The sequence below is a fragment of the Paenarthrobacter sp. AR 02 genome (assembly GCF_021538675.1).
Taxonomy (GTDB): domain Bacteria; phylum Actinomycetota; class Actinomycetes; order Actinomycetales; family Micrococcaceae; genus Arthrobacter.
The window spans coordinates 1-24581 of record NZ_JAJUKH010000013.1 but is presented as its reverse complement, the minus strand read 5'-3'; the positions used below and the strand labels follow the sequence as shown (position 1 = coordinate 24581).

General features: G+C 63.5%; 22 protein-coding genes and 1 pseudogene. 10 read left to right on the top strand and 13 right to left on the bottom strand.

The features are described from left to right. Nucleotides 1-2 precede the first annotated feature (2 nt). From LRQ04_RS18595 to dxr, 5 genes are read right to left on the bottom strand one after another with little or no spacing between them, the layout of a single operon-like run. On the bottom strand, nucleotides 3-881 hold the full coding sequence (locus tag LRQ04_RS18595) for a GNAT family N-acetyltransferase (protein ID WP_235521882.1): 879 nt from the start codon (nucleotides 879-881) through the stop codon (nucleotides 3-5). After that, nucleotides 844-2010 (bottom strand): flavodoxin-dependent (E)-4-hydroxy-3-methylbut-2-enyl-diphosphate synthase, encoded by a 1167-nt coding sequence (ispG, locus tag LRQ04_RS18590; protein ID WP_235521789.1) that lies wholly within the window; start codon nucleotides 2008-2010, stop codon nucleotides 844-846. The genes LRQ04_RS18595 and ispG overlap by 38 nt, the downstream gene beginning before the upstream one ends. A 48-nt stretch (nucleotides 2011-2058) precedes the next feature. Continuing rightward, nucleotides 2059-2352, bottom strand: a complete 294-nt coding sequence (locus LRQ04_RS18585; protein WP_235521788.1) for a YciI family protein — start codon at nucleotides 2350-2352, stop codon at nucleotides 2059-2061. Between the two features lie 22 nt (nucleotides 2353-2374). Then, entirely contained in the window at nucleotides 2375-3706 is a 1332-nt protein-coding gene (locus LRQ04_RS18580; RefSeq protein WP_235521787.1) for an RIP metalloprotease, read from the bottom strand. Between the two features lie 33 nt (nucleotides 3707-3739). Beyond that, nucleotides 3740-4927, bottom strand: coding sequence for a 1-deoxy-D-xylulose-5-phosphate reductoisomerase (gene dxr, locus LRQ04_RS18575; RefSeq protein WP_235521786.1), 1188 nt, complete (start codon nucleotides 4925-4927; stop codon nucleotides 3740-3742). A gap of 85 nt (nucleotides 4928-5012) precedes the next feature. On the opposite strand from dxr, the gene LRQ04_RS18570 reads away from it, so the two are divergent. Continuing rightward, nucleotides 5013-6473, top strand: coding sequence for a lipase maturation factor family protein (locus LRQ04_RS18570; RefSeq protein ID WP_235521785.1), 1461 nt, complete (start codon nucleotides 5013-5015; stop codon nucleotides 6471-6473). Here LRQ04_RS18570 and LRQ04_RS18565 read toward each other — a convergent pair. Continuing rightward, on the bottom strand, nucleotides 6465-7511 hold the full coding sequence (locus LRQ04_RS18565) for a LacI family DNA-binding transcriptional regulator (RefSeq protein ID WP_235521784.1): 1047 nt from the start codon (nucleotides 7509-7511) through the stop codon (nucleotides 6465-6467). The two genes, LRQ04_RS18570 and LRQ04_RS18565, sit on opposite strands and share 9 nt — an antisense overlap. Nucleotides 7512-7797: 286 nt before the next feature. Between LRQ04_RS18565 and LRQ04_RS18560 the strand changes: the two genes are divergently transcribed. The 7 genes from LRQ04_RS18560 to LRQ04_RS18530 are packed head-to-tail and all read left to right on the top strand — an operon-like array spanning nucleotide 7798 to nucleotide 15038. Next, on the top strand, nucleotides 7798-9117 hold the full coding sequence (locus LRQ04_RS18560) for an ABC transporter substrate-binding protein (protein ID WP_235521783.1): 1320 nt from the start codon (nucleotides 7798-7800) through the stop codon (nucleotides 9115-9117). Nucleotides 9118-9121: 4 nt separating this feature from the next. Beyond that, on the top strand, nucleotides 9122-10057 hold the full coding sequence (locus LRQ04_RS18555; RefSeq protein WP_235521782.1) for a carbohydrate ABC transporter permease: 936 nt from the start codon (nucleotides 9122-9124) through the stop codon (nucleotides 10055-10057). Continuing rightward, complete coding sequence (locus LRQ04_RS18550) at nucleotides 10057-10956, top strand: carbohydrate ABC transporter permease (RefSeq protein WP_235521781.1); 900 nt, start codon at nucleotides 10057-10059, stop codon at nucleotides 10954-10956. Before LRQ04_RS18555 ends, LRQ04_RS18550 begins: the two co-directional genes overlap by 1 nt. 30 nt (nucleotides 10957-10986) lie before the next feature. Further along, on the top strand, nucleotides 10987-12183 hold the full coding sequence (locus tag LRQ04_RS18545) for a Gfo/Idh/MocA family protein (protein ID WP_235521780.1): 1197 nt from the start codon (nucleotides 10987-10989) through the stop codon (nucleotides 12181-12183). A gap of 10 nt (nucleotides 12184-12193) precedes the next feature. Further along, entirely contained in the window at nucleotides 12194-13198 is a 1005-nt protein-coding gene (locus tag LRQ04_RS18540) for a sugar phosphate isomerase/epimerase (RefSeq protein WP_235521779.1), read from the top strand. 50 nt (nucleotides 13199-13248) lie between these two features. Continuing rightward, nucleotides 13249-13950 (top strand): ThuA domain-containing protein, encoded by a 702-nt coding sequence (locus LRQ04_RS18535; protein ID WP_235521778.1) that lies wholly within the window; start codon nucleotides 13249-13251, stop codon nucleotides 13948-13950. Beyond that, nucleotides 13935-15038, top strand: coding sequence for a Gfo/Idh/MocA family protein (locus LRQ04_RS18530; RefSeq protein ID WP_235521777.1), 1104 nt, complete (start codon nucleotides 13935-13937; stop codon nucleotides 15036-15038). Before LRQ04_RS18535 ends, LRQ04_RS18530 begins: the two co-directional genes overlap by 16 nt. An 86-nt stretch (nucleotides 15039-15124) precedes the next feature. Here the strand turns inward: LRQ04_RS18530 and LRQ04_RS18525 are convergent, their stop codons facing one another. The 7 genes from LRQ04_RS18525 to LRQ04_RS18495 are packed head-to-tail and all read right to left on the bottom strand — an operon-like array spanning nucleotide 15125 to nucleotide 23080. Further along, nucleotides 15125-15952 (bottom strand): CoA ester lyase, encoded by an 828-nt coding sequence (locus LRQ04_RS18525; protein WP_235521776.1) that lies wholly within the window; start codon nucleotides 15950-15952, stop codon nucleotides 15125-15127. 47 nt (nucleotides 15953-15999) lie between these two features. Then, entirely contained in the window at nucleotides 16000-16485 is a 486-nt protein-coding gene (locus LRQ04_RS18520) for a MaoC family dehydratase (protein WP_235521775.1), read from the bottom strand. After that, nucleotides 16482-17234: a CoA transferase subunit B gene (locus tag LRQ04_RS18515; protein WP_235521774.1), complete on the bottom strand. Its 753-nt coding sequence runs from the start codon at nucleotides 17232-17234 to the stop codon at nucleotides 16482-16484. Before LRQ04_RS18515 ends, LRQ04_RS18520 begins: the two co-directional genes overlap by 4 nt. 2 nt (nucleotides 17235-17236) lie before the next feature. After that, entirely contained in the window at nucleotides 17237-18028 is a 792-nt protein-coding gene (locus tag LRQ04_RS18510) for a CoA transferase subunit A (RefSeq protein ID WP_235521773.1), read from the bottom strand. A gap of 20 nt (nucleotides 18029-18048) precedes the next feature. Further along, a complete protein-coding gene (locus LRQ04_RS18505) occupies nucleotides 18049-19212 on the bottom strand; it encodes an acyl-CoA dehydrogenase family protein (protein ID WP_235521772.1) in 1164 nt (387 codons plus the stop codon). Beyond that, a complete protein-coding gene (locus tag LRQ04_RS18500; protein ID WP_235521771.1) occupies nucleotides 19209-21467 on the bottom strand; it encodes a biotin carboxylase N-terminal domain-containing protein in 2259 nt (752 codons plus the stop codon). Before LRQ04_RS18500 ends, LRQ04_RS18505 begins: the two co-directional genes overlap by 4 nt. Before the next feature lie 2 nt (nucleotides 21468-21469). Next, nucleotides 21470-23080, bottom strand: a complete 1611-nt coding sequence (locus LRQ04_RS18495; protein WP_235521770.1) for a carboxyl transferase domain-containing protein — start codon at nucleotides 23078-23080, stop codon at nucleotides 21470-21472. 180 nt (nucleotides 23081-23260) lie between these two features. Here LRQ04_RS18495 and LRQ04_RS18490 point away from each other — a divergent pair, with 180 nt between their 5' ends. Together LRQ04_RS18490 and LRQ04_RS18485 are read left to right on the top strand one after the other, a co-directional pair. Then, on the top strand, nucleotides 23261-23845 hold the full coding sequence (locus LRQ04_RS18490; protein ID WP_235521881.1) for a TetR/AcrR family transcriptional regulator: 585 nt from the start codon (nucleotides 23261-23263) through the stop codon (nucleotides 23843-23845). A 115-nt stretch (nucleotides 23846-23960) separates the two neighbouring features. After that, nucleotides 23961-24581: pseudogene (locus LRQ04_RS18485) on the top strand (HNH endonuclease); the annotation flags it as partial.

Below are 24581 nucleotides of genomic sequence, written 5' to 3'. Positions count from 1 at the left end.
GCCTAGAAAAGAACAGTCGCGAACGTGCCCACTTGTTCGAAGCCCACCCGCTCGTAGGTGGCGCGGGCTTTGGCGTTGTAGTCGTTCACGTACAGGCTGGTCACCGGAGCGAAGGTGCGGGAAAGATTAACGACGGCGGCCATGTACCCGGCGCTCTGGCCGCGCCCACGCAGTTCCGGATTCATCCACACACCCTGGACCTGGGTAACGTCCGGGGTCACGGCACCCAGCTCGGCCTTGAAGACCACCGTGCCCGTGGCATCAATGTGCACCAGCGAATGGCCCTGTCGGATGAGCCCCGCAACCCGCCTGCTGTAGAACTCCTGGCCGCCCAGGAAGGGCGAATAGCCAACTTCTTCCTCGAACATCGCCGCGCAGGCAGGCAGGATGCGATCGAAGTCTTCCATCCTGCCGAAAGTCAGCGAAGGATTGGGGCTTGTGGTCGGTTTGCCGGAAATCGTCAGGAGCGGCTGCTGGGAGCGGACTTCATGGGCGGAGTGCCCCAACTGCTCGAAACGGGAGTACAGCGCGAGCACTGTGACGGCCGGCCCAAAGATGGACGCGTAACGTCGACCCGTCTGGTGGGCAGCGTTGGCTACGTACCCAGCCAGTCCCGGATCGAGTTGCACGGGGACCAGGTTTGCTCCCGCCCAACAGGCCCCCAGGAGGGTCGTATCGTCGAACACTCCGAAGATACTGGCACCGCCGCTGGTGGGCGCCGCCGTACCCGTACTGTCCAAGTGCGAGAGTATGAAGACGTTGGCTACAACGTCTTCGCTTGCAAGCTCGCGAAGGGCCAGAGTGTCGGCACTGCCGAGCACCCTGACTCCCAAGCCGGTCCCGTTACGAGACGCTAACCACGGGGCTACCCTTGACAGCATCTTCGCCATCGGCCTCCCCCATCTCTTCGGCGATGCGCATGGCCTCTTCGATCAGTGTCTCAACAATTTGGCTCTCAGGCACAGTCTTGATGACCTCGCCCTTCACGAAAATCTGGCCCTTGCCGTTACCGGAAGCCACGCCAAGGTCCGCTTCGCGTGCCTCGCCGGGGCCGTTGACAACGCAGCCCATGACCGCGACACGCAGCGGGATCTCCATGCCCTCAAGGCCTGCGGTGACCTGCTCGGCCAGCGTGTAGACGTCAACCTGGGCACGGCCGCAGGATGGGCAGGACACGATCTCGAGCTTGCGGGGGCGCAGGTTCAAGGACTGCAGGATCTGGTTTCCAACCTTGATCTCTTCCACCGGCGGGGCAGACAGGGAGACCCGGATGGTGTCGCCGATACCGCGCGACAGGAGCGCACCGAAGGCCGTGGCCGACTTGATGGTGCCTTGGAAGGCAGGTCCGGCCTCGGTCACACCGAGGTGCAGGGGCCAGTCGCCCTTCTCGGCGAGCATCTCGTAGGCGGCCACCATGATGACGGGGTCGTTGTGCTTGACCGAGATCTTGAAGTCGTGGAATCCGTGCTCTTCGAAGAGGGAGGCTTCCCAGACAGCGGACTCAACAAGGGCTTCCGGGGTGGCCTTGCCGTACTTCTTCAGGATGCCGGGCTCGAGGGAGCCTGCGTTGACGCCGATCCGGATGGACGTGCCGTGATCGCGGGCCGCCGCAGCGATTTCCTTGACCTGGTCATCGAACTTACGGATATTTCCGGGGTTGACACGGACCGCTGCGCAGCCGGCCTCAATGGCCGCAAAGACGTACTTCGGCTGGAAGTGGATGTCGGCGATCACCGGGATCTGCGACTTGCGGGCAATGATGGGCAACGCTTCGGCATCATCGGCGGACGGGCAGGCGACGCGGACAATGTCACAGCCTGATGCTGTGAGCTCCGCGATTTGCTGCAGCGTGGCGTTGATGTCCGTGGTGGGCGTGGTGGTCATCGACTGAACGCTGATGGGCGAATCAGAACCAACGCCCACTGAACCGACTTTGATCTGCCGCGTCTTACGTCGCGGGGCAAGAACGGGTGGTGGGGCTGCTGGCATTCCCAGGCTGACCGAGGTCACGTGGACTCCTTGGGTTGAGGTGGGGCGGTGTAGTGGAGGACGGCCGTGTCAGGACGTGTGGGCGGCAAGGACACCGATGACCGGGGACCATTCCGTGGTTCGGATTCCGGCGATAACGCCGGCTGCAGCGAACGGATCCTCCTTGAGGAGGTCGTTGAGCTGGGTTTCATCCGCAGACTTGAAGATCAACAGGGCGCCAGCTCCGTCACCGTACGGGCCGCTGGCAAGCAACGTGCTTTCCTCGGCCAGTCCGCCGAGCCAGGCACGGTGCGCCGGCCGGGTTTCATCGCGAAGGGCTTCGGAATCGGCGGCGTATACGTACTCAACAGCGAAAACAGTCATGGAGCTAGCCTATCCCGCCCGCTTAGCCAAAGATGTTCACGGGCTTGACGATGTCTGCGTAGATCAATAGCGCACCCATGGCCATGAGCAACGCGGCCACAACGTAGGTAGCAGGCAGCAGTTTGGCGATGTCGAAGGCCCCGGGGTCCGGTTTTCCTCTCAACCTGGCCACTTGGCGGCGTGCGCCCTCGTACAGGGCGCCAGCAACGTGGCCGCCGTCCAAGGGCAGGAGCGGTATCAGGTTGAAGATCGCCAGCGCAAAGTTGAGCCCGGCCAACAAGCCCACCAAGGTTCCAATACGCGCCTGCATGGGCACCTGTTCCATGGCGGCGACTTCGCCGGCCACCCGGCCGACGCCCACTACGCTGATGGGACCGTTGGGGTCCCGGGGTTCCTCACTGAAGGCCGCTTTCGCGACGCCCACCACCCTGGCGGGCAGGTTGAAGATCACACCGGCGATCTGCTTGATGTTCTCCCCTGCCATGGGAAGGACAGCCGACGCCGGTTGGGGTACCAGTGCGCTCTGGGCGCCGATTCCCAGGAATCCGACTTCCTGGTATTTCAGGACACCGTTGGCGTCCTGCTCCGCGCGTCCGTCAGGTCCGACCACTGGCCGGGAGGAGAGTACCGGCGTCACAGTGGTCTCCACTGACGTGCCGTTGCGCTGCACGGTTATGGGGACATCCTTGCCCGCAGATGCTCGGATCCAGCTGGTCAGCTCGTCCCAGTTGGTCACTTCCTTGCCGTCGAAGGAGGTGATGGTGTCATTCGGCTGGAGCCCGGCAGCTGCGGCAGGGGTGAGCTTGCAGTCCGCGGAATCAGGGTCCACAGTCTGGCCCGCAGCGACTTGGCACTTGGAAACGTCGGCGATTGTGGTGGTTGATTGGGCCACGCCGAATCCCATCAGCAGCACCGCCAGCAGGATCAGGCCGATGATCATGTTCATGGCGGGACCGCCGAGCATGATGATGATCTTCTTCCAGACCGGCAACTTGTAGAACACGCGCTTCTCGTCGCCCGGACCCACTTCCTCATGCGCCATCGAACGCGCTTCGGTGGCCAGTGTCTGGAACATTCCTGTACTGGAAGGGCGGACGGCGCCGCCGTCCTTGTTGGGCGGGTACATGCCGATCATGGCCACATAACCACCCAGCGGAAGGGCCTTGAAGCCGTACTCCGTTTCGCCCTTTTTCCGGGACCACAATGTGGGCCCGAAGCCGATCATGTACTTGGTGACTCGGACCTTGAAGAGCTTCGCGGGCACCAGGTGGCCTACCTCGTGCAACGCGATGGAGACCGCTACGCCAATGGCGACGAAGACGACTCCGAGAATGAAGAGAAGGACGGGACTCATACCGGTGGGACTGCTTCCATAAGGGTTTGTAGGCTACAGGGCGCTGCTGCTGGCTAAACGATCGTGGGTTCGGGCGCGTGCCCACTTCTCAGCATCCAGCACGGACTCCACCGTAAGCTCCGAGGAGCCTGAATGTTCGCTGAGGACGGACTCCACCGTGTCCACGATGTCGGTGAACCTGATGCGCCCGGCATGGAAAGCTTCGACCGCTTCTTCATTGGCAGCGTTGAACACGGCCGGGAACGTACTGCCTTGCTTCGCGGCGTCCTTGGCGAGATCCACGGCTGGGAAAGCCACGGTATCAAGTGGCTCGAACGTCCAACTGGTGGCTTGGCTCCAATCGCAGGCCTGAGCGGCGCGCGGAACACGGTCAGGCCACCCCAACCCCAGGGCAATGGGCAACCTCATATCCGGCGGCGACGCCTGGGCGATGATGGAGCCGTCCACGAACTGGACCATCGAGTGAACCACCGATTGGGGGTGGACCACCACGTCAATCCTGTCCAGCGGAACATCGAAGAGCAGGTGGGCCTCGATCACTTCCAAACCCTTGTTGACCAGGCTGGCCGAATTGGTGGTGACCATCAGGCCCATGTCCCAGGTGGGGTGGGCAAGGGCCTCCTGCGGTGTGACGTCATGAAGCTGTTCACGCGTGCGGCCACGGAAGGGGCCACCCGAAGCGGTGAGGATCAGCTTTTCGACTTCCTGCTCAGTGCCTGAGCGCAAGCACTGCGCTATGGCCGAATGCTCGGAGTCCACGGGGACGATCTGGCCAGGGCGGGCTGCAGCCTTGACCAGCGCGCCGCCGACGATCAGTGATTCCTTGTTGGCCAGGGCCAGTGTTGCTCCCGCGCCGAGCGCGGCCAACGTCGGGGCCAACCCTATGGAGCCTGTGATGCCGTTCAGGACAACGTCGCACGCAATGGCTGCGATCCGGGTGGAGGCATCCGGGCCGACGAAGATTTCCGGAGTGAATCCTCCGATGCCCTCGGAGGCGGCAGCGGCATCGATCATCTGCCGGAGCGCCGCAGGGTCGCCGTGGGCGATCCCCACCGCTTGGGCGCGGGTATGGACGGCCTGCTGGGCGATGAGTCCAAGGTTTCCGCCGCCCGCACTGAGCGCCACCACCTCGAAGCGGTGAGGCGCGGCATCGACGACGTCAAGCGCCTGTGTGCCGATGGAACCGGTGGACCCGAGGATGACGATCTTGCGCGGCTGCATTCCTTAAGTATCCCAGCCACCGAGGAGGGCAGCGACCGGACCCAAACGTATGTGGAGAACCTCAGGCCGGGCGTACCGTGGAACCGTGGAGTGGCTGTCCTGGTTTGATGCTCGGGACTACGAGTTCGCGCGGCAGGTCCTGCAGCGCGGCACGGCCGCGCTGTACCTGGTTGCTTTCCTGTCCACGCTGAACCAATTTCCCGCGCTTCTCGGCGAGCGCGGGTTGCTTCCCGTGCCGGCGTTTCTGGACATGGCGCGCCGGCTGGCCCGGCCCACCCTTTTTCGCTGGCGCTACTCGGACAGGCTGCTCAAAACCGTGTGCTGGACGGGTATCAGCGTGGCCGCCGTGCTGGTGGTCGGGCTCCCCCAAACGGGCCCTCCCTGGCTGCCGATGCTGGCGTTTCTGGCCCTGTGGTTCCTATACATGTCGATCGTCAACGTCGGCCAGACGTTCTACGGTTTCGGCTGGGAGATCCTGCTCCTTGAAGCTGGGTTTACCGTGGCTTTCCTGGGGTCGGACCAGACTCCCCCGCCCACCACCATCCTGATCATGATCATCTGGCTGGTCTTCCGGCTTGAGTTCGGCGCCGGGATGATCAAGATCCGCGGGGGTCGTGAATGGCGGGACATGACCGCGATGTTCTACCACCACGAAACCCAACCGATGCCTGGCCCACTCAGCAGGCAGGCACACCTGATGCCGCGTCCCCTGCATAAAGTTGAGGTGCTGGGCAACCACTTTGCGCAGCTCGTGGTCCCCTTCTTCCTGTTCGCTCCACAGCCAGCTGCCAGTGCGGCGGCGGGCATCATCATCGTGACCCAGCTCTGGCTGGTGGCAAGCGGGAACTTTGCGTGGCTGAACTGGATTGCGATCGTTCTGGCCTTCGCCGCCGTGAGCGATCCCGTCGCACACGCGGTCGTTCCGTCCATCCCGCTGGAGTGGCACGCAGGTGCCGAAGCCCCGGCGTGGTGGCTCGCCGTCGTCGTGCTTGTTACGGCGCTGCTGCTGGTGCTCAGCTACCGTCCACTGCTCAACTTGTTCTCCCGCCGCCAACTGATGAATGCCAGTTTCAACCGTTGGCGGCTGGTCAACGCCTACGGCGCGTTCGGGACGGTGACGAAGCAGCGGGTCGAGATTGTGGTGGAGGGCACCATGGCTGAGGAGCCGGACGCACCTGATGAAAACTGGCTGGAGTACGGTTTCAAGGGCAAGCCCGGGGAGGTCCGGCGGCTCCCGCGGCAGTGGGCCCCGTACCACCTTCGCTTGGACTGGCTCATGTGGTTCCTGCCGCTGCGGACCGTCCATGAGGACTGGTTCTACGCTTTCCTGGACAGGCTGCTGGAGGCCGATAAGCCCACCCTTGGCCTGCTTCGACGGGATCCGTTCGACGGCGGCCGCCCGCGGTGGGTCCGGGCGCGAAGCTACCTTTACCGCTTCGCCAGTCGCGCGGAGTTCCGCGAAACCGGGGACCGGTGGGTGCGGGTGCTGCTGTATGAGGCCATCCCGCCACTGCAGCTGAACCCACGACGGCGGGACCTAGCGTAGCGCTGTTGCGCGCGGCGGCGCAGTGGACTCGCGGACAACGAGGTGGGTTGCCAGTTCCACCCTTCTGGAGTCGATTTCTTCCCCCTGCATTTGGCGGAGAATGAAGTTCAAGGCTGATCGGCCTATTTCCTGCAGCGGCTGGCTCACCGACGTCAAGGGTGGGATGGACTCCTCCGCCTGGTAGGTCCCATCGAAGCCCACCAGGCTCATCTCCTCCGGAATCCGCACGTCCTGACGCCGCGCCTCAGCCAAGACGCCCAAAGCGATACTGTCGCTGCCGGCGAAGATCGCGGTGGGCGGATCCTCCAGGGCCAACAGCGCCTTGAAGGCGGCGGCACCGTTCTCCGGCCGGAACTTCCCGGCCGAGACATACTCGTGTTCCACAGTGATGCCTTCGGCCATGAGGGCAGCCATGTAGCCATGGAGGCGGGCCTGGCTGCACTCGGCGGTGTCGGGACCGCCGATGAACGCGATCCGGCGGTGCCCGAGTTCGAGGAGGTGCATGGCAGCTGCTTTGCCGCCGGCCCAGTTGCTCGCGCCCACGCTGAACAGGTTCGACGGTGGCGGGTTGAGAGGGTCGATCACCACGATCGGGATCTGGCGGCGTTGGAATGCTTCGAGCTGCGTTGCCCCGAAGGCCGAGGTGACCACGATCATTCCGCTGCGTCCTTCATCAATCATGCGCTGCGCCCGCTCCTCGGGCCCCAGGGACGGCGGAGCCTGCAGGCCCGTCACCGAGAGCACCACTTCCATGCCGGAAACGTTGGCCTGCTCCATGACGCCGTTGAGGATCTCCATGTTGTAGGCGGAATTCAACGAGTCGAAGACGGCTTCCACCGTTCGCTGCACGGGTTTGCCCTTGCGTTGGAGGGGCGTCTTATAGCCAGTCCGCTGGAGCGCTTCGAGGACCCGCATGCGGGTTCCCTGGGCCACGTCGGCCCTCCCGTTAACCACTTTGGAGACCGTGGGGACCGACACTCCAACCTCTTGGGCCACAGCGGAAAGCGTCATTTTTGACGGTTGGTCTTCGGGGGCCATAACAGTCTGCTTTCGAAAAGTTTCGGTGTTGCTTTAGTGTGCAGCAGTGTTGGCCTCGGCGTCAATCGTGAAGCTACGGCAACAAAAATTCTGAACGGACACCCTTGACGGTGACGTAGCTCACGGCTAAATTTGGTGGGCACTTTCGAAAGAACTTCCGAAACATTTCGAAAAAGCTTTCAGGGTAACTGGCGATCGAAGTAGATCCCTCCCCCGCAAAGTGCGGCTTTTTATACGAGCAGCCGGGCCATCAGCGTCGAGCCCGTAGGACGAATGGAAACAGCACATGAATAATCTGAAGTTGCGCACCGCCGGAATGGCGGTCTCGGCAGCCGTCTTGTCGATCTCGCTCGCAGCCTGCGGCTCCTCAGGCCCCGCCGGAACGGGAGCTTCCGCGGGTTCTGCCACCATGTGGGGCCTGACGGGCGGTGACCAACCGGTCTTCCAGGCCTCCGTGGACTCCTGGAACAAGTCACACCCCGATTCCTCCATCAAGCTCGACTTCTTCGCAAACGATGCCTACAAGACCAAGGTCCGCACGGCCGTCGGCGCCGGACAAGGTCCCACACTGGTCTACGGCTGGGGAGGCGGTGTCCTGAAGTCCTACGTCGACGCCGGCCAGGTGGACGACCTGACAGGATTCCTCAAGGAGAACCCCGACGTACAGAGCCGCTATCTCCCGTCGATCCTGGAAAGTGGCGTCATCGATGGCAAGACCTACGCGCTGCCGAACAACAAAGTGCAGCCGGTGGTCCTCTACTACAACAAGGAAGTCTTCGACAAGATCGGCGCCGAAGCACCCAAGACCTGGGATGATCTCATGGCCCTGGTGCCCAAGTTCAAAGCCGCGGGCGTAGCTCCGTTTTCGCTGGGCGGGCAGTCCAAATGGCCGGACCTCATGTGGCTCGAATACCTCGTGGACCGTATCGGTGGACCCGAAGTCTTCGCCAAGATCGCAGCCAACAAGCCTGATGCCTGGTCCGACCCCGCCGTCATTGAAGCGCTGACCAAGATCCAGGAACTGGTGGATGCCGGTGGCTTCATCAACGGCTTCTCCTCCATTGCAGCTGACAGCAACGCCGACCAGGCCCTTCTTTACACCGGCAAGGCGGCCATGATCCTGCAGGGCAGCTGGATCTACCAGGGCATGAAGAAGGACGCCGCCGATTTCGTCAAGAGCGGCAAGCTCGGTTACACCCCCTTCCCCACCATCGACGGCGGTAAGGGAAACCCGGCAAACGTCGTGGGAAACCCCTCCAACTTCTGGTCGGTTTCCTCCAAGGCAACCGAGGAACAAAAGAAGACAGCGCTGAGCTACGTCAAAGACGGAATGTTCAATGACGACAACGTCAAGGCCCTGATCGACTCCGGCGCCGTTCCTGTGGTCACGGGCATCGAAGACAAGCTTGCTGCATCGCCGGACAAGGACTTCCTGACGTACGTCTACGGCATGGCCAAGGACGCCCCTGATTTCACGCTGTCCTGGGACCAGGCACTCAGCCCGGCGCAGGGCGATGCGATGCTGGCGAACCTTGACCAGATTTTCCTGAAGAAGATCACGCCCGAGCAGTTCGCCTCAGCCATGAACGCGACGATCGGGAAGTAATCCGGTGTCAACCACTACTGCTGCTACCCGGGAGCAGACCTCCCGGCGGGAGCAGCCGTCCCGACGGACCCTCGAAAAGGGTCCGTCGGGGTGGCTGGCAGTCCCGGCCCTCGCTTTCTTCACGCTGTTCGCGATTCTTCCCCTCCTGGGCGTCCTTTTCCTGAGCTTCACCCGCTGGGACGGGCTAGGCGAAATCAAGCTCGACGGACTCTCGAGCTGGCAAACAGTCCTGACCGACCCCGTTACAGGAAATGCCCTGCTGGTGACGGCCAAGATCATGTTCTTCTCGTTCGTCGTCCAGGCCCCCATCAGCCTCCTGCTCGGCGTCTTCACCGCTGCCAGCCAGAAGTACCGCGCCGCGTTGGCAGTGCTCTACTTTGTGCCGCTCCTCCTTTCCTCCGCGGCTGTCGCCATTGCCTTCAAAGCGCTCCTGGATCCGAACTTCGGCCTGGGCCCTGGCTTGGGCCTGCCGTTTCTGGCCCAGGACTGGCTGGGCAACTCGGACCTGGTGCTGTTCGTGGTGGTCTTTGTGATCGCCTGGCAATTCGTGCCGTTCCACACCCTGATCTACCAAGGCGGCGTCAGGCAGATACCCACGTCGCTGTACGAAGCGGCGCAGATCGATGGTGCCGGGAGGGTCCAGCAGTTCTTCAACATCACCCTCCCCCAGTTGAAGTACACGATCATCACCTCGTCCACCCTGATGGTGGTTGGTTCCCTGGCTTACTTCGACCTGGTCTTCGTCCTCACTGCCGGCGGGCCGGGCTATTCCACCCGGTTGCTTCCGCTGCACATGTACCTCACCGGCTTCAAAGCCAACGACATGGGAGCGGCGAGCGCCCTGGGAGTGATCCTCGTGGTCATCGGCCTGGCGTTGGCGCTGTTCCTCCAACGACTCGGCGGCAAGAACCGCAATGCCAGCCAATTGGAAGGTGCGTAATGGCTTCCACCACACAGCTCCCCACGTCACCGGCAGCACCGCCGAAGCCGGCCGCTACCCGCCGTCGGACTCCACAGACCGGCAGGTCGCGGCCCAACATCCTGGGCGGACTGGGCGGCTGGGCCTGGCTGGCCGTGATCATTGTGCCGGTCTACTACGTGGTCATCACCAGCTTGAAGAACCAGGCAGGCTTCTTTACGTCCAACCCCATGCTGCCGCCCTCCGAGCCGACACTGGACAATTACAAACTGGTACTGGAAAACGACTTCGCCAAGTACTTCGCCAACAGCCTGATCGTCACGCTGGGCAGTGTTATTCCGGCTCTGTTGGTTTCCTTCATGGCGGCGTATGCAATTGTCCGGGGCAGGGGCAAATTCCTCGGCTTGACCAACAACATCTTCCTGCTGGGGCTGGCCATCCCGCTTCACGCCACGATCATCCCCATCTACTGGATGATCACCAAAGCCCACATGTACGACACTTTGTTGGCCTTGATCCTGCCGTCCATTGCCTTCGCGATTCCGATCTCCGTGCTGATCCTTTCCAACTTCCTGCGGGACGTACCCAACGAGTTGTTCGAGTCGATGCGCCTGGATGGCTGCTCTGACTGGGCCATGCTGTGGCGGCTCGCTTTGCCAATGACCAAGCCGGCCGTCATCACCGTCGGGATTTACAACGCGCTCAACGTATGGAATGGATTCCTGTTTCCGCTGATCCTCACGCAGAGCCCTGATACCCGGGTCCTGCCCCTGTCCCTGTGGACGTTCCAGGGCGAGTTCAGCGTCAACATTCCTGCGGTACTCGCATCCGTCGTCCTCGCTACCCTGCCGTTGCTTGTGGTCTATGTGGTGGCACGCCGCCAGCTGCTCAGCGGCCTGACCGCGGGCTTCAGCAAGTGACTGGCGTCTGCCAGCAGAAAGGATCCCGTCATGACTGAAACGAAACCCCTGCGGGTGGGCATGGTCGGCTACGCGTTCATGGGTGCAGCGCACTCCCACGCCTGGCGGACTGCGCCGCGGTTCTTCGACTTGCCGCTCGCCCCTGAACTCACGGCAGTGGCAGGCAGGAATGCCGACGGCGTCCGCGCAGCCGCCCACAAATACGGTTGGAACAGCGTGGAGACCGATTGGCGCCGGCTGATCGAACGGGACGACATCGACCTCATCGACATCTGCACCCCGGGAAACACCCACGCCGAGATCGCCATCGCCGCCCTTGAGGCCGGCAAGCACGTCCTCTGCGAAAAGCCCCTTGCCAACACCGTGGAAGAGGCCGAGAAGATGACGGCGGTGGCCCAGGCCGCAGCCGAGCGGGGCGTGCTGTCCATGTGCGGCTTCAGCTACCGCCGGACTCCAGCACTGGCCCTGGCAAAGCGGATGGTGGATGACGGCCGCCTGGGCGACATCCGGCATGTGCGGGCGCAGTATCTGCAGGATTGGCTCAGCGACGCGGACGCGCCGTTGACCTGGCGGCTGGACAAGTCAAAGTCGGGGTCCGGTTCGCTGGGGGACATCGGTGCGCACAGCATCGACGCCGCCCAGTGGATCACCGGCCTGAATGTCACCGGCGTCTCTGCGCTCCTGGAAACGTTCGTGAAGGAACGGCCCGTGGGCGGAGACTTTGTGGGTCTTGGCGGCCGTGGGGGTTCCGACGGCCCACGTGGTCCGGTCACGGTGGACGACGCAGCGCTGTTCACCGCCCGTTTCGAATCAAAGCACGACGGCGGTGCTGCCGCCGGCCCTATCGGCATCTTCGAGGCCACCCGGTTCGCTTTGGGACGCAAGAACGCCATGCGCCTGGAGCTCAACGGCACCAAGGGTTCCGTGGCCTTCGATTTCGAGGACATGAACTCCCTGCAGTTCTACGATGCTGCCCTGGAACCCGATGCGGGTTTCCGGAAGATTATGGTCACCGAACCCTCCCATCCTTACACCGCCAACTGGTGGCCAACCGGCCACGGTCTGGGTTACGAGCACGGGTTTACACACCAGGTAGTGGACCTGGTGACGGCCATCGGCGCGGGCGAGCAGCCGTCGCCGTCGTTCGCTGATGCTTTGCAGGTACAAAAGGTGCTTGCCGCAGTCGAGGCGAGCGCGGACAACTCAAGCCGCTGGCAGAACGTCTGAAAGGAACATGATGAACCGACCCATCACCCTCTTCACCGGACAGTGGGCCGACCTGCCTTTCGAGGAAGTGGCGAGGCTGGCTGGAGAGTGGGGCTTTGACGGTCTGGAGATCGCCTGTTGGGGCGACCATCTGGATCCACAGCGCGTTGTCGAGGACGATGCCTACCTGCAGGCAAAACTGGACATCCTGGATAAGCACCACCTCACCGTCCACGCCATCGCCAACCACCTGGCCGGACAAGCAGTATGCGACGATCCCATCGATGAGCGGCACAGGGACATCCTTGCGCCGGCGGTGTGGGGCGACGGCGAGGCGGAAGGCGTGCGGCAACGTGCGGCCGAAACCATGAAGACCACAGCACGCGCCGCGGCAAGGCTGGGGGTCACAACGGTCACGGGGTTCACGGGCTCGTCCATCTGGAAATGCGTGGCGATGTTTCCCCCGGCCTCTGAGGCCATGATTGAACGCGGCTACCAGGACTTCGCCGACCGCTGGAATCCCATCATGGATGTGTTCGATGAGGTTGGCGTCCGGTTCGCGTTGGAAGTCCACCCTTCCGAGATTGCCTATGACTACTGGACTGCGAAGCGCGCACTCGACGCGATCGGACACCGGGAAGGATTTGGACTGAACTTCGATCCCTCCCACTTCCTGTGGCAGGACCTGGACCCCGTGATGTTCCTCCAGGACTTTGCGGACAAGATCTTCCATGTCCATGTCAAGGAATCCGTCCGGCAACTCAACGGGCGCAACGGGCGCCTTGGATCCCACCTGCCGTGGGCTGATCCACGGCGCGGATGGGACTTCGTCACTGCCGGGCACGGGGACGTGAACTGGGAGCCGATCTTCCGGGCGCTCAATGCCATTGGCTACGAAGGACCCACCAGCATCGAATGGGAGGACGCCGGAATGGACCGGCTGATCGGCGCTCCCCAGGCGCTGGACATGGTTCGCCGGCTGGCCGCCATACGGCCCCCGACGGCAGCTTTCGATGCTGCGTTTGCTACGCGCTGACAGCACCACACCCGACTCAACGACACAACGCCCCGAAATCGAAGGAAACCATGACAAGCAACAACAAGACAGCGCTGGTGGTTCGCGGCGGCTGGGACGGACACCAGCCGGTGGAAGCCACCGAGCTGTTCATCCCCTACCTGCGGGAGAACGGCTACGACGTCCGGGTGGAGGAATCCCCCAAGATCTACGCCGATCCGGACTACATGGCGGGCGTCGACCTGATCGTCCAGTGCATGACCATGACCACCATTGAGAAGGACGAGTTCGAGGGGCTCCGCACCGCCGTCGAGAACGGCACGGGACTCGCGGGCTGGCACGGAGGCATCGCCGATTCCTACCGCAACAACTCGGATTACCTGCACCTGATCGGCGGCCAGTTTGCCTGCCACCCGGGCAAGCATCCTGACGAGCTGTCGGGCGAACAGTCCGATAACTATGTCCCGTACACGGTGAACATGCTTCCAGCGGCCGCCGAACACCCCATCACCCAGGGCATCGGGGACTTCGATCTCGTCACGGAGCAGTACTGGGTCCTGTCCGACGACTACATCGACGTCCTGGCGACCACCACCCAGAAAGTGCGGGAGTGGGATCCGTGGAACCGTGAAGTAACTTCGCCGGCAATCTGGACCCGTCAATGGGGCAAGGGCAGGATCTTTGTCTGCACCCCCGGCCACCGCGTGGAAATCCTCCAGGACAGCAACGTCCGCACCATTATCGAAAGGGGCATGCTGTGGGCAAGCCGCTAAACGTCGGAATCATTGGCTGCGGCGCCATCATCGCGCAGTACCTGAGCAACTTCCGCCGGCTCGACACCATCAATCTGGTAGCCGTTGCCGACCTCGATCCCGCCCGGGCGCAGGCTGTGGCAGACTCCTACGACGGCGTCAGGGCCCTCACCGTGGACGAGCTCCTGGCCGCCAATGACGTTGAGCTCGTCCTCAACCTGACCATTCCCGCTGCACACGCCGACATTGCGTTGAAGGCCATCGCCGCCGGCAAGTCCGTCTATGGCGAAAAGCCGTTGGCAGCCACCACCACGGAGGCCCGGGAAGTACTCGACGCGGCCGCCGCTGCCGGGGTGGTGGTTGGTTGCGCACCGGACACCGTGTTGGGCACTGGCATCCAGACTGCCCGCAAGGCGATCGACGACGGCCTGATCGGCGCGCCCATCTCCGCCACGGCCACCATGGCCACTCCGGGGCACGAGCGGTGGCATCCGAACCCCGACTTCTACTACCAGCCCGGTGGTGGGCCCCTCCTGGACATGGGCCCGTACTACGTCTCTGCACTGGTCACCCTGCTCGGACCTGTGGTTTCGGTGGTAGGCGCAGCCAGTCATACGCGTGACGAACGGACCATCGGATCGGGTCCGCGCGAAGGCCAAAAAGTGCCGGTTGCCATTGACTCGCACGTCACGGGTGTCCTGGTCCACGCCTCCGGGGCCTTGTCGACGCTCTTCATGAGCTTCGACGCAGTCAAAACCAAGAGCCCCAACATCGAAATCCACGGCGAAAAAGGTTCCTTGGTGGTGCCCGACCCCAACTACTTCGACGGCGACGTGGAGCTTTTCGCACTCGGCGCCGAGGCTTGGGAGACGCTCCCGGTCTCTGCGGGCTATGTGGACTCGGGACGCGGCTTTGGCATCGCCGACCTCGCGGCCACGCCGGCGGGACAGGAACCGCGTGCCGGTGGACAGTTGGCCTTCCACGCCCTGGAGGTCATGGAATCGGTGCTGGAATCTGCCCGCAGCGGGCAAGCCGTAGCCATCACCAGCACGGCTGCACGGCCTGCCACGGTGGAGCTGACGGAACTCTCGACGGCGGTCCGCGCCTAGCGCGCTGCGGCGCCCACGATTCCGGCCCTTGTTTGCTGTCCCCGCCGTCTAACGGTGAGTGCAGCGAACAAGGGCCGGACCCGTCGCTAGCGACCGGCCCTGCGCAGCGTCGCTTCGGCGTGCTTGAGGATGGGGCCGTCAATCATCTTCCCTTTGAACTGGAACACGCCCGTACCGGCTGCTGCGGCGGCGTCGAGCAACTCAGTGGCCGCCTCCACTGCTTCGGGTGCGGGGGCATACGCTTCCCGGACCACGGCAACCTGGTTCGGGTGGATGCAGGCCTTCGCACCGAACCCGCTGGCCACCGCATCCCGGGACTCCACGCCCAGGCCATCAAGGTCCGGGATGTTCACATAGACGGAGTCGATGGCTTCCTTGCCCGCAGCCTTGGCGGCAAGCAGCACAGCGGAACGTGAGTGCAGCGCGACAGCCCGGTACCCGCCGTCGACGTTCCTGCTGGACAGGCCGCCGAGGGAGGCGAGCAGGTCCTCGGCGCCCCACATCAAGCCGACAACGTTCGGTTGCGCCGCGATCGCGGCAGCGTTGACGATTCCGGTGGGCGTTTCACACAGCGCTATGACCTGGTAACCCGCCAACGCCGCGAGCTGCCCGGCGCTTTCCGCCTTGGCCAGCATCACAGTGCGGTAAGGCGTTGCGGCCAAGGCTTCCAGGTCTGCCTCGAACTCAGGCGAGCCCACAGGGTTGACGCGGACGATGGTTCTGGCCGGATCCAGGCGCTCCCCCTCCGGCTGCTCGATGATCGCGTTGCGGGCGCCGGGCTTGTCGGCCGGAGCTACCGCGTCCTCCAGGTCCAGGATCACGGCATCGGACCTGTCGGCGGCCTTCCCGAAACGCTCGGGCCGGTCAGCCGGGCAGAACAAAAGGGCCGGGCCCATGGTGAAGGGAGAAGACATGCATTACCTCGCTGCTGGGGTGTGGGGGCGGTGGCGTCAAGCGGAGGTCAGGACTGCGCGGCGTGCGCTTCCTTGGTCCACATGAGGCAGGTACGGGTGGCCGATGCCACCACGGTCCCGTCCTGGTTGCGGCCGGTGTGCTGCATGGTCACCACGCCCTGTCCGGGGCGGGAGGACGACAACCTTTTTCCGAGGATCACCGTCTCCGTGTACAGCGTATCCCCGTGGTACAGCGGGTGCGGAAAGGTGACGTCGGTCAACCCCAACTGCGCAATGATGGTGCCCTGCGTCAGCTGCGTGACGGACTGCCCCACCATGGTGGACAGCGTGAACATGGAATTCATGAGCCGCTGCCCGAAGGGCTGCCCTGCGCTCCACGCGGCATCCAAATGCAGTGCTTGCGTGTTCATGGTCATGGTGGTGAAGAGGACATTGTCCGTTTCGGTGACCGTACGCCCGGGCTTATGCGCGTAGACCACATCCTCTTCAAGCTCATCGAAATAGAGCCCACGCTGCTCGACGATCCGCGTCATACGGTCAGCTCCTGGTCTTCCTCGAACAGCTCGGCCCCCGTAGCGGCAACGACGTCGTCGAGACTGACGTTCGGGGCCAGCTCGCGCAGCACCAAACGCGGATCGCCTTCGTCCTTGACAACGTCGATCACCGCGAGGTCCGTAATGATGCGGTCCACGCAGCCTTTGCCCGTCAGCGGAAGGGTGCAGCTTTGGACGATCTTCGGCCTGCCGCTCCGGTCCACGTGCTCCATCATCACGATGACCTTCTTGGCGCCGAACACCAGGTCCATGGCGCCGCCCATCCCCTTCACCATCTTGCCCGGAATCATCCAGTTGGCGAGGTCGCCGTTGGCAGCCACCTCCATGGCGCCCAGGACAGCAACGTCCACATGCCCGCCGCGGATCATGCCGAAGGACGACGCCGAATCGAAAAACGCCGCGCCCGCGTTGGTGGTGACGGTCTCCTTGCCGGCGTTGATGAGGTCGGGGTCCACCCTGTCCTCTGCCGGGTAGGGACCGACACCGAGGATGCCGTTCTCGGAATGGAGAATGACTTCCACACCGTCCGGAATGTAGTTGGGGATCAGGGTTGGCATCCCGATTCCCAGGTTCACATACTGGCCGTTGGCCAGCTCCTGGGCGACCCGCGCCGCCAGTTCGTTGCGGGTCCAGCCTTTGGCTTCGTGATGTTCGACGTCGGCGCGCCGGTACTCGTGACGCACGGCTTCGGGACGGGGCGGGATGTCCTGGAGACTGTTCGATTCCATGGCTAGGCTCCTGCCTGTTCGCTCGTACCGTCGGACGCCGGTGCCCCCAAGGCGACAGTCCGCTTCTCGATCCGCTTTTCGGTAGACGGCGCCACCACCACGCGCTGCACGAAGATACCCGGCGTGTGGATGTGTTCCGGGTCCAGTTCACCGGGTTCGACGAGTTCTTCGACCTCGGCAATGGTGGTCCTGGCCGCCATCGCGCACAGGGGATTGAAGTTCATGGCCGTCGCATGGAACACAAGGTTGCCGTGCCGGTCGCCCTTCCACGCATGGACAAGCCCGAAGTCCGGGGTCAGCGATTCCTCCAGGACGTAGTCGGCGCCGTTGAAGGTGCGGACTTCCTTGGGCGAGGAGGCGATCGCAACGTTCCCGTCGGCGTCGTACTTTTGCGGAAGTCCGCCTTCGGACACCTGGGTTCCCACACCGGCCTTGGTGAAGAACGCCGGGATACCGGCACCGCCGGCGCGAAGCTTCTCAGCCAGCGTGCCCTGCGGGGTGAGGACCACCTCCAACTCCCCTGCCAGGTATTGCCGGGCGAACTCTTTGTTTTCGCCAACATATGAGCTGATGGTGCGTCGGATGCGGCCGTCCTTGAGGAGGATGCCCAAACCCCAGTCATCCACCCCGCAGTTGTTGCTCACGGTCTCCAGGTCCGTAGTGCCTTGGCTGTGGAGCGCATCGATCAATGCCACGGGAATACCGCACAGGCCAAAACCTCCGACGGCGAGCGAGGCGCCGTCGGGGATGTCCCGCACCGCTTCCGCGGCGCTGGCAACAACCTTGTCAATCATCCTTGATCCTTCCCGTACGGTTACAGACCCAGCTCACGGGCGATCAGCATCAACTGGACCTCGGTGGTGCCCTCACCGACTTCAAGGATCTTGGAGTCGCGGTAATGGCGTGCCACCGTGAATTCGTTGATGAAGCCATAGCCGCCGAACACCTGGGTGGCGTCCCGCGCGTTGTCCATGGCTGCCTCGCCTGCGACCATCTTAGCTATGGCCGCTTCGGTCTTGAACGGCTTCCCTGCCAGCATCCTGGAGGCCGCGTCGTAGTACGCCAGGCGTGCTGTGTGGGCCCTGGCCTGCATCCGGGCAATCTTGAACTGGATGGCCTGGTACTTGCCGATGTTCTGCCCAAAAGCACTGCGTTCCTTGGCATACCTCACGGAAAGGTCCACGCAACCCTGGGCTGCGCCGGTGGCGAGGGCGGCAATGGCGATGCGTCCCTCGTCCAGGATGGACAGGAAGTTTGCGTACCCGCGGCCGCGCTCGCCCAGGAGGTTCGCTTCCGGGACGCGGACATTGTCCAGGGTGAGCGGGTGGGTGTCGGATGCGTTCCAACCCACCTTGTTGTACGGCTTTTCGGCGGTAAAACCGGGCGTGTCGGTGGGCACAAGGATGGTGGAGATCTCCTTCTTGGTGCCGCCGTCCGCCTTCTCCTGGGTGCCGGTGACGGCGGTGACCGTGACCAGGGTGGTGATGTCCGTACCGGAGTTGGTGATGAACTCCTTGCTGCCGTTGATGACCCACTCGCCGTTTTCCGTGTGCGCGTGGGTCTTGGTGCCTCCGGCATCGGAACCAGCCTCGCGCTCCGTCAAGCCAAAACCGGCCAGGGAACGCCCGGATGCCAGCTCCGGGAGCCACCTCTCCTTTTGCTCATCAGTGCCGAAGCGGTAGACAGGCATGGCACCCAAGGAAACACCCGCTTCCAAAGTGATGGCGACTGACTGGTCCACCCGGCCCAGCTGTTCCAACGCCAACGCGAGAGCAAAGTAGTCTCCGCCCATGCCGCCGAACTCTTCCGGGAACGGCAACCCGAAGAGCCCCATCTCCCCCATCTGCTTGACGACCTCGTAGGGAAAGCTGTGCTCCTCGTCGTGCTTTGCCGAGACAGGGGCTACCACCTCGTCGGCGAACTCCCGGACGGAGTCGCTCAGGTCCTGGTATTCCTCGTTGAGTTCAAAGGTGCTCATGGCTGGACTTCCTTGTCTGTGCTGGTCTGTGCCGTGCTGCTCTTGTCTGTGCCGGCCTTGTCTGTGCCGGCTTTGTCTGTGCCGGCTTTGTCTGTGCCGGCCTTGTCTGTGCCGGCGGCTACGTGAATGGTGGCGAGAACTTGGTCTGCTTTGACCAAGTCCCCGGGTTTGCTGCCCAGATGCACCGTCCCAGCGACCGACGCCACCAGTTGGTGCTCCATCTTCATGGCTTCGACGGCCAGGAGCACCTGGCCCTCTTCCACCAGGTCGCCATCAGCGACAGACAGGGACACCACCGTTCCGGGCATCGGTGAGCGCACCTCCGGATCAGCGGCACCCTCTTCGCGCTGGATGCCGGCGAGTATCCGACGCAGCCGTTCGGCACGGTTCAGGACCTCAAAGCGGCAAGCCCAGCCGTCGTTGCCTACGAACAGCTCCGGGACGGCGCCCGGCGCCACGCCCACCGCGTAGGTGAGGAGACCGCCGTCGAGCTCCAGGACGATGCAGTCGCCGCTGCGTTCCACCACAGTGGCACTGTAGGGGTCGCCGCCGTCGATCCTTGCCGTGAGGGCACCGTTGTGTTCGGTGACGGACACCGTAGCCATGGCACCTTCCCGAACACCCAACGTCGCCGTCCAGGCGGCAGGGGCGCCCACCCGCCAAGCGTCAGGAACCTTCCAGGCGTTGCCGGCCAGCGTCGCACCAGTGCGATCCATCCACAGCGTGAGGGCGGCCGCGATCAGCTCGTTCGGCCCCGCGTGCCGGAACGCCATGGACGGGAGTTTCCGTTCGATCAGCCCCGTATCCAAATGCCCGGCGCGGACCGCGGAATCATTGATGAGCAGCCGCAGGTACTCGACGTTCGTATTGACACCAAGCAACGTGTAACGCTCCAGGGCCGCATCGAGGGTATCCAGCGCCGCCGCGCGGTCCTCGCCCCACGCAATGACTTTGGCAAGCATGGGGTCGTAGTCGCCGGTGATCTCCAAACCCTCACGCATGGCAGAGTCGATCCGGACGCTGGCATGCCCGTACTGCACTCCTGACACTGATGAATCGACAGCACCCTGCTCGGCCAGCGCCACGACACGCCCCATCGACGGCATGAAATTCCGCTCGGGCACCTCGGCGTAGACACGCGCCTCAACGGCGTGGCCGTTAAGCACGACGTCGGACTGCGCGACGGTGAGCACCTCACCGGCGGCGATCCGCACCTGCCATTCAACGAGGTCGACGCCCGTGACCATCTCCGTGACGGGGTGCTCCACCTGCAGCCGGGTATTCATTTCCATGAAAAAGAACTCGTCCGGGTGCTCGTCCGAGACCAGGAACTCCACTGTGCCGGCGCCGCTGTAATTGACGCTCCGCGCCGCCTGGCATGCAGCCTCACCGATCCGCTCCCGCTGCGCCTGGCCGTCAGGCAGTGCTTCGAAAAGCGCCGACGGGGCTTCCTCGATGACCTTTTGATGCCGGCGTTGCAGCGAGCATTCGCGCTCGCCGAGGTGAATGACGTTGCCATGGTTGTCCGCCAGGACCTGCACTTCAATGTGCCTGGGAGCCCGGATGAGGCGTTCCAGGAAGAGTGTGTCGTCCCCGAAGGCAGATGCAGCAACGCGCCTGGCCGTGAGGAGTGTGGCGGGCATGTCTTCCAGCCGTTCCACCACGTGCATGCCCTTGCCGCCGCCGCCCGCTGAAGGCTTGATGAGCAGGGGAAAGCCCACTCCCGGAGCAGCATCAATCAGTTCCTGGTCCGTGAGCCCGGGCTTGGCGATGCCGGGTACGCATGGGACGTCGTAGGCCATGACGTGGTTTTTCGACCGGATCTTGTCGCCCATCACCTCGATGGCACCGATCCCAGGGCCGATGAACGTAATGCCCGCGGCGTCCAAAGCTTTAGCGAATTCAACGTTCTCTGACAGGAAGCCGTAACCAGGGTGGACGGCATCGGCCCCACTGCGACGGCACGCCTCGATGATGGTGTCGATCCGAAGGTAGCTCTCTGCGGGTGCTGTACCTCCAATAGCTACCGCGGTATCGGCAAGCGTTACATGCTTTGCGTGCTTATCGACGTCCGAATACACGGCGACGGAGCGGATGCCCATCTTCTTTAGCGTCCGGATGACCCGGCAGGCGATCTCGCCCCTGTTGGCCACCAAGACGGCGTTGAAGGTCCGGGGTGCCGTTGCTTTCGCGGTTGGGTTTGCCTGCGGGGTTGGGCTTGCGTGCTGGGTCTTGGTTGATGTCGGGAGGGTCATGGTCACATCCTGAAGAGGCCGAAGGAGGTCTCGGGCAGTTGTTGGCGGGAGACGACGTCAAGTGCCAGGCCCAGGACACGGCGGGTATCGGCGGGATCGATAATGCCGTCATCCCACAGCCGGGCGGTGGAATAGTACGGACTCCCCTGGTCTTCGTACTGTTGCTTGATGGGCGCCTTGAACGCCTCTTCGTCTTCCGCGGACCATTCCTGGCCGGCAGCCTCATACTGGTCCCTTTTGACCGTCGCCAGGACGCTGGATGCCTGGTTGCCGCCCATGACGGAAATACGGGCGGCGGGCCACATCCAGAGGAACCGCGGCGAGTACGCCCGGCCGCACATCGAGTAGTTGCCGGCACCAAAGGAACCGCCAATAACCACGGTCAGTTTTGGTACGCGGGCCGTTGCCACCGCGGTGACCATCTTGGCACCGTTCTTGGCGATGCCACCTTGCTCATAGTCCTTGCCCACCATGAAACCGGAGAGGTTCTGCAGGAAGATCAGTGGGATTCCCCGCTGGTCGCAGAGCTCAATGAAGTGGGCGCCCTTGAGTGAGGACTCGCTGAACAGGACACCGTTGTTGGCGACGATGCCCACGGGATGCCCATGCAAATGCGCAAACCCGGTGACCAGAGTGGTGCCGTAGTTTTTCTTGAATTCATGGAACTCGGAGCCATCCACCAGCCGGGCAATGACTTCGCGGACGTCGTACTGGGCGTTGACGTCTGTGGGAACCACACCGTAAAGCTCCGCCTGTTCGGCCAAAGGCGGCAGGACGACGTCGAGCACGTCCCACGCAGGCTGTGCCGGCTTCGGCAACGTCGCCACGATGTCCCGGACGATTTCCAGTGCGTGCTGGTCGTTTTCCGCCAGGTGGTCCGTCACCCCGGAAATCCGGGAATGTACCTCACCGCCGCCGAGTTCTTCCGCAGTGACAATTTCGCCGATGGCGGCCTTAACCAGGGGCGGGCCGCCCAGGAAGATGGTCCCCTGGTTGCGGACGATCACCGTCTCGTCGCTCATCGCGGGGACGTAGGCCCCACCCGCGGTGCACGAACCCATCACGGAGGCGATCTGTGGGATCTTCGCCGCGGACATCCGGGCCTGGTTGTAGAAGATCCGGCCGAAATGCTCCTTGTCGGGGAAGACCTCATCCTGCTTGGGCAGGAACGCCCCGCCTGAATCCACCAGGTAGATACACGGGAGCTTGTTCTCCAACGCGATCTCCTGGGCCCGGAGATGCTTTTTCACAGTCATCGGGTAGTAGGTCCCGCCCTTGACCGTCGCGTCGTTGGAAATGACCAGGACGTGGCGGCCATGAACGAGTCCAATGCCTGCGATGACACCGGCACCGGGCGAATCGTCATTGTACATTCCATTTGCGGCCAAGGGTGCGATCTCCAGGAATGGGCTTCCCTCGTCCAACAAGTAATCGATACGTTCCCTGGGGAGAAGCTTGCCCCTCTTGATGTGGCGTTCGCGGGAGGCTGCGGGCCCGCCCAATGCCGCTGTTGCCAAGCGGTTCTTTAACTCCTCGACCAGGGCCCGCTGCGCTTCCTCGTTGGCCTCAAACGTGCCGCTGGCGGTTCCCGTCAAGCTGGCGATTGTCTCCATCGACCCCTGTTCCATTCCCGGCCACAGGCCATTTCGGTTAGTGCCACGTAACTGAAATTTAGGTTAGTCTTTATTAACTGTGATGTCCAGCACAGCAACGCCCGCTCTGCCGGCGTGGGCGCCAAGGAGGAGAACGTGACCGTAGGCCCGGAAACAAGCACCGACGGTAGCCGCACTGCCATGACGCAACGCAGCCACGCAAAGGAGCTACGCAGGTTGGCTTTGCTGTCCGCCGCCGCAGGGCTGTTCGCGGAAAACGGCTTCAGCCGGGTGTCCCTTGAGGACCTCGGCGCAGCAGCAGGCGTCAGTGGACCCGCTGTGTACCGCCATTTTCCCGGCAAACAAGCCGTGCTTGGCGAACTGCTCCTCAGCGTTAGCCGGGACCTCCTGGACGGCGGACTGCGAGTGGTCTCGGACGCTGGAACTCCCACGGAAGCCCTGCGGGGTTTGATCCGGTTCCAAGTGGACTTTGCCCTGAGCAACCCCGACGTCATCCGTGTGCAGGACCGGGATTTCAGCAGCCTCGGCGATGCCGACCAGGCCGAAGTACGGCAGTTGCAGCGCTCCTACGTTGAGACCTGGGTGGGAGTCCTCGGGAAAATCCACACAGGCACCGACACCGCCGAGCTCCGGGTACGCGCCCATGCCGCCTTTGGCTTGATCAACTCCACCCCACACTCAGTGCGCCACCACGGGAGGAAGATCGCCACGAAATCAGCCCGACCCATCCTCGAACAGATGGCATTTGCGGCGCTGACCGCGTAGGTAGGTGCCCGCACGCGAGCCGCTGGGCACGGCGTTGGTTACGCCGGCACGTGGTTTTCCACATAGGCCGGTTGGGGGCTGATCTGTAGGGGGTTCGGGGTGACAGGGTTTTCCTATGGACAGCGACGGGCAGGTGATGGAGCGGCGGACGGATTCGTCGGGCGCCGGCACTCTGCTTGCTGCCTCCGGTCAGGGTCCTGCAACGAGTCAGGGTCCCGCAACAACGAGTTTCGACGGTCCGGCCTCACCAGCGACGACCTCCCCAGCGACCGCCTCCCCTATCCCATGGACCCCTGATGGACCAGACACCACCGCCCGGCCGGGCGACCTTTCACATTGGTTGGAGGAAAGTGCCTCGGCGGTGGAAGAACTGCGCACCACAGCCACGACCGAGGCCGGGCTGCTGGGTTTCCAGGCGGCTGCGGATTTTGCTGGTCGGGTGGAGGAGCTGTCGCGGTCGTTGGAGTATTTGCAGGTCGTAGCGGCCCATGCGGTGGAACGGACCCGGAATGAAGCTCGAGGCGCCCAGTCCTCAGCCGAACCCGGCTGGCGCACGGGATGGACTGACGCCCCGGGCATTCAGGAGCACGCTGTCACCAGTAAGGCCGGTCAGGCCGCTCAGGCCGCTCAGGCCGCTCAGGCCGCTCAGGGCAGCGACGCTCCTGCGGTCGCCCGGACCGGGGACGCGGCCCTGCTCGATGACGGGTACCCGAACACGGCACAGTTCCTCCGCGCC

Coding starts and splice junctions, on each gene's coding strand:
- LRQ04_RS18595 (WP_235521882.1), bottom strand. CDS start 881: ATGCTGTCAAGGGTAGCCCCGTGGTTAGCGTCTCGTAACGGGACCGGC.
- LRQ04_RS18585 (WP_235521788.1), bottom strand. CDS start 2,352: ATGACTGTTTTCGCTGTTGAGTACGTATACGCCGCCGATTCCGAAGCC.
- LRQ04_RS18580 (WP_235521787.1), bottom strand. CDS start 3,706: ATGAGTCCCGTCCTTCTCTTCATTCTCGGAGTCGTCTTCGTCGCCATT.
- dxr (WP_235521786.1), bottom strand. CDS start 4,927: ATGCAGCCGCGCAAGATCGTCATCCTCGGGTCCACCGGTTCCATCGGC.
- LRQ04_RS18565 (WP_235521784.1), bottom strand. CDS start 7,511: ATGGCCCCCGAAGACCAACCGTCAAAAATGACGCTTTCCGCTGTGGCC.
- LRQ04_RS18560 (WP_235521783.1), top strand. CDS start 7,798: ATGAATAATCTGAAGTTGCGCACCGCCGGAATGGCGGTCTCGGCAGCC.
- LRQ04_RS18550 (WP_235521781.1), top strand. CDS start 10,057: ATGGCTTCCACCACACAGCTCCCCACGTCACCGGCAGCACCGCCGAAG.
- LRQ04_RS18545 (WP_235521780.1), top strand. CDS start 10,987: ATGACTGAAACGAAACCCCTGCGGGTGGGCATGGTCGGCTACGCGTTC.
- LRQ04_RS18540 (WP_235521779.1), top strand. CDS start 12,194: ATGAACCGACCCATCACCCTCTTCACCGGACAGTGGGCCGACCTGCCT.
- LRQ04_RS18535 (WP_235521778.1), top strand. CDS start 13,249: ATGACAAGCAACAACAAGACAGCGCTGGTGGTTCGCGGCGGCTGGGAC.
- LRQ04_RS18525 (WP_235521776.1), bottom strand. CDS start 15,952: ATGTCTTCTCCCTTCACCATGGGCCCGGCCCTTTTGTTCTGCCCGGCT.
- LRQ04_RS18520 (WP_235521775.1), bottom strand. CDS start 16,485: ATGACGCGGATCGTCGAGCAGCGTGGGCTCTATTTCGATGAGCTTGAA.
- LRQ04_RS18515 (WP_235521774.1), bottom strand. CDS start 17,234: ATGGAATCGAACAGTCTCCAGGACATCCCGCCCCGTCCCGAAGCCGTG.
- LRQ04_RS18510 (WP_235521773.1), bottom strand. CDS start 18,028: ATGATTGACAAGGTTGTTGCCAGCGCCGCGGAAGCGGTGCGGGACATC.
- LRQ04_RS18505 (WP_235521772.1), bottom strand. CDS start 19,212: ATGAGCACCTTTGAACTCAACGAGGAATACCAGGACCTGAGCGACTCC.
- LRQ04_RS18500 (WP_235521771.1), bottom strand. CDS start 21,467: ATGACCCTCCCGACATCAACCAAGACCCAGCACGCAAGCCCAACCCCG.
- LRQ04_RS18495 (WP_235521770.1), bottom strand. CDS start 23,080: ATGGAGACAATCGCCAGCTTGACGGGAACCGCCAGCGGCACGTTTGAG.
- LRQ04_RS18490 (WP_235521881.1), top strand. CDS start 23,261: ATGACGCAACGCAGCCACGCAAAGGAGCTACGCAGGTTGGCTTTGCTG.